The organism is Bacillus sp. NH11B, assembly GCF_001884205.1.
Lineage (GTDB): Bacteria > Bacillota > Bacilli > Bacillales > Bacillaceae_G > Bacillus_A > Bacillus_A proteolyticus.
The window spans coordinates 1-3880 of sequence record NZ_MAOG01000007.1 but is presented as its reverse complement, the minus strand read 5'-3'; the positions used below and the strand labels follow the sequence as shown (position 1 = coordinate 3880).

At 33.8% G+C, this 3880-nt stretch carries 2 protein-coding genes; one reads left to right on the top strand and one right to left on the bottom strand.

Going from position 1 to position 3880, the window contains the following annotated elements; genetic code table 11:
- Positions 1-206: 206 nt before the first annotated feature.
- Entirely contained in the window at positions 207-1619 is a 1413-nt protein-coding gene (pdxR, locus tag BAU27_RS00175) for a MocR-like pyridoxine biosynthesis transcription factor PdxR (RefSeq protein WP_071769799.1), read from the bottom strand.
- Between the two features lie 117 nt (positions 1620-1736).
- On the opposite strand from pdxR, the gene BAU27_RS00170 reads away from it, so the two are divergent.
- Entirely contained in the window at positions 1737-2696 is a 960-nt protein-coding gene (locus BAU27_RS00170; RefSeq protein WP_071769798.1) for a proline dehydrogenase family protein, read from the top strand.
- Positions 2697-3880: the final 1184 nt, after the last annotated feature.

The window sequence follows — 3880 nt, the reverse complement described above, 5'->3', positions numbered from 1 at the left end:
GCCAAGCAACCTTAAGACGAGTCAGAATGACTCGTCTTTTTTGTGTTTAATGAAATAAGCTTGTAATTAATGTAGGCTCTATGAGTACGTTTATCTAGCAAGAAACAGCTTTATTTTATTATGATTTTACATCTAAATAGCATACCTTCAGAAAAATATAGACAAGTTTGTTAGACTCTTTAATTTTGAGTTTTAAAGTCTATGTATTAACAAGAATATATACAAGGTATTGCCCTCTGTAGCCTGCTCACCCCTTCTTTTATTTCTTCAGTTGTTAAATGTCCATACCCCATAATAATTCGATTATGATGTTTTCCTTTTTCAATGGCGTGGTCTTCCACGGGATATACTTTAACCCCAAGTTGTTGGATTTTCTCAAGTAATTCTTTGGTAAATTGAACTTGATTGAATTCGACAATCAGGTGTAATCCTGTAGAATAACCGAAAATATTGATCTTATTTGAGAATGCTAACTTTAATTGCTGGATAAGGAAGTCTCTTCGATTTTTATAGATTTTTTTCATCTTCATAATATGCCGTTCCAAATAATCTTCGGCAATAAATTTAGCAAGGACAAGCTGATTTAAAGAAGATGTATGTAAATCTGAAAACCATTTTACCCTGCGACATTTTTCAATAAGGTGTGAGGGAAGAACTAAGTATCCCATTCTAAGGGCCGGTGATAAAATTTTACTAAATGAACCTATATAAATAACTCGCTCGGGATCCAATCCCTGTAATGAACTTACAGGTGAGCCTTCATATCGAAACTCACTGTCATAATCATCTTCAATGAGATAACAGTTTGTTTTTCTTGGGTAGTTAATCAATTGAACCCGTCGTTGAATTGGTAACGCTCCTCCTAAAGGAAACTGATGAGAAGGAGTAGTGAAGATGAATTTTGGGTTTTTATTTGCAGGTAGCAAAGATGTATCCATCCCATTATCATCAGCTGGTATAGGATAAAGGAAGGCTCCTGAATTTTTAAAAATTGTTTGAATGTCATTGGTGATGGGATCTTCTATTAGTACTTCGTCGCCTGTCGACAAAAGTAACTTAGAAACAAGTGTTAAAGCTTGCGTTGCACCGGAGGTAATTATCAATTGTTCTGGATGACAAAAAACTCCTCTTGTTTTTAGTAAATAGCGTGATAAAACCTTTCTTAATTCGGGACGTCCTTCGGGAATATCGTATCCAAACGTAGAAGGAGGTGTTTCATTCCATATCGTATGAGATAACTTTGCCCATCCCTTACGTGGAAATAAGTCTAATGCTGGTATCCCTGAACGAAAATTAATGATGTTACTATCTTTGTTTATTTCTTCGCACGAAGATAAAGAATCAATTGGAGTTGATTTTTTACGTTGTTCTAAATAAGTCCCTTCTGCAATGAATGTCCCGGCGCCCTGTCGAGCGACCAAAAAACCTTCGGAAAATAATTGATCATAAGCTTCTAAAATTACATTCCTAGACACGCTTAACTCAGAAGATAATTCCCGTGTTGATGGTAGTTTTTCTCCAGATTGTAGCTCTCCGTTTAATATTCGTTCACGTATTTGGTGATAAACCTGTCGAATTAAGCTTATATCTAACGATCGATCAATAGGTATCCAAAGCATATAAATGCTCCCTTCATCAAAATTGGTACCATAAAAGTTTAGTTAAAATGGTACTAATATGAACCATTTTAGCATGTTATAGTTGGACCAAATAGTTCTAAAGGGGATGAAAATGTGATGACGAAACCAGAATTCCAAGTGGCTCAGGCATTTAAATCGATTGCACGAAATGAACATATAAAATCCTATGTACAACAATCCACTGAACTCTATGCGTTATTATTGCAAGCGGCAAAACGCTTTGTCACCGGAGAAACGAGACGTGAGGGGATTGTGACAGCAAAAGAACTAATTGCAAAAGGTTATCATACTTCACTAGAATACATAGGGGAAAATACTCTAGATATAGAGGAATGTTATAAAGTGAAAAATGAGTTTTGGAATCTTATTGGGGATATGGGTGCTCTATCTATGAAACAAACAGTATCACTCGATTTATCGCATATTGGATTATCTATAGATCCAGAAATATCTTATATTCATTTAATGGAGTTGGCAGAGAAGGCAAAAGTACATGGGACTACCCTGATGATAAGTATGGAAGAATCATCTAAAGCAGCAGACATTCTTGCCATCTATAAAAAAGCAACTGAGCAATATCCTAATGTAGGGATAACGATCCAGGCGCATTTATATCGCTCAAACAATGATATTCAAGAACTCCTACATTATCCAGGGAAAATACGAGTTGTAAAAGGTGCCTATCAAGAAGTTTCGGATATTGCTATGCCTAGGTCAACTGACTTAAATCAACAGTATCTTCAGATTGTAGAACAACTAGTTGAAAACAATCATCCTGTATCTATAGCTACACATGATGAAATTCTTATTAAAGAAATGGAGAAACGTCAATATTTTAGTCAATCTAATGTAGAAATAGAAATGCTATATGGAATTCGTCCGGATATGTTAAGTGATTTCAAAAACAAAGGACATAATGCTAGCGTGTATTTGACTTATGGGAAAGAGTGGTACTTGTATTTATGCCATCGGATAGCTGAATATCCGGAAAATTTATATCATGCAGTGATAGATATGATACATTCATCTTCAGTACAACAGAGTAGGGAATATTGAATAGACATTTAATGCTGAATGTAAAAATGATTTTGGTTGTTGCCTAAAAATAAGAGCCGGGTTTTCTTAGAGTAGAAATTCCGGCCCATTTTATATTGAAATTTTTTTAGTATATATTTGCGTTAAAGGCGGACAGCACCCCTGTAGGTATTGAGAGGATTATGATTTATAATTGTGCAGCCGTCGTATACCTTGTTGTAGAATTGTTTTTTTTTTTTTATGTTTGTGTATTCTTAGGGTTTTAGATAGAAACAAAGGAATTTATGATTCTATATGTATTTCAAAAGGGGGATATATATACTAGAAACAATAAAACTAAATGCTTTGTTAGTGAAATGATTCGCTCTTTTAGCGGTAAAACGTAAAGATAGGTATAGGATAAATATCATTTAATGTTATATAAAAAGTGAAGTAATGAAAGGAACGAGTGTTCTATCTGTGTGTGTTCGGTGCACTTGATCAATTGAGGTACGTATTTTTAATCTAGTATATGTGTTTAAAAAGGAAATACTATTAATCAATTCGAACCTTGGGCATATCTTAAATGTTTATTAAGAGGATATAGATGTATGGAAATGGATGATGCTAAAGATGAAATAGATATAAGGTTGATATTTCAGTAAGATAGGGATAGTTAGTAAATATATTAGTATGTTTCTGTATATTTACGAGTAAACAAATAAGCAACTATTACTTCATATAAGGAGAACTCGGGACTCTATAACTAGAGTAGTATATGGGTTTATTATGGATTTCTATATCGTTGTCTGTTATAAGAATGCGTATATCTTCAATCGTTTCTAATAGAGTGCGTGATAAACAAAGAGGTATTAATATTTAGTAAAATAAGATTGTTAGTTTCGTTGGGTAAAAACTTCTGTACAAATTAAGTCTAGGGTTTAAATTAACTTGAATATATTTTGGAAGAATAGATTAAATAGAAGCAGAAGGTAGCTTTTCCGTAATGAATCCTTGGAGAGGCGTATCTAGTTAAAAGAGCATAAAAATATTAAATTGAATATCTTTATAAAAAGGTGTTGACGATTGCAGGTTAGAGGTGTAATATAGGACAAGTCGCCGATGCAATAACGCAGAACGCGGCAAACAAAATGAAAAACTTAGTTGACATTAACTAACGAAGATGTTAACATAAGGAAGTCGCAAATGAGCGACCAAGTAGTTCT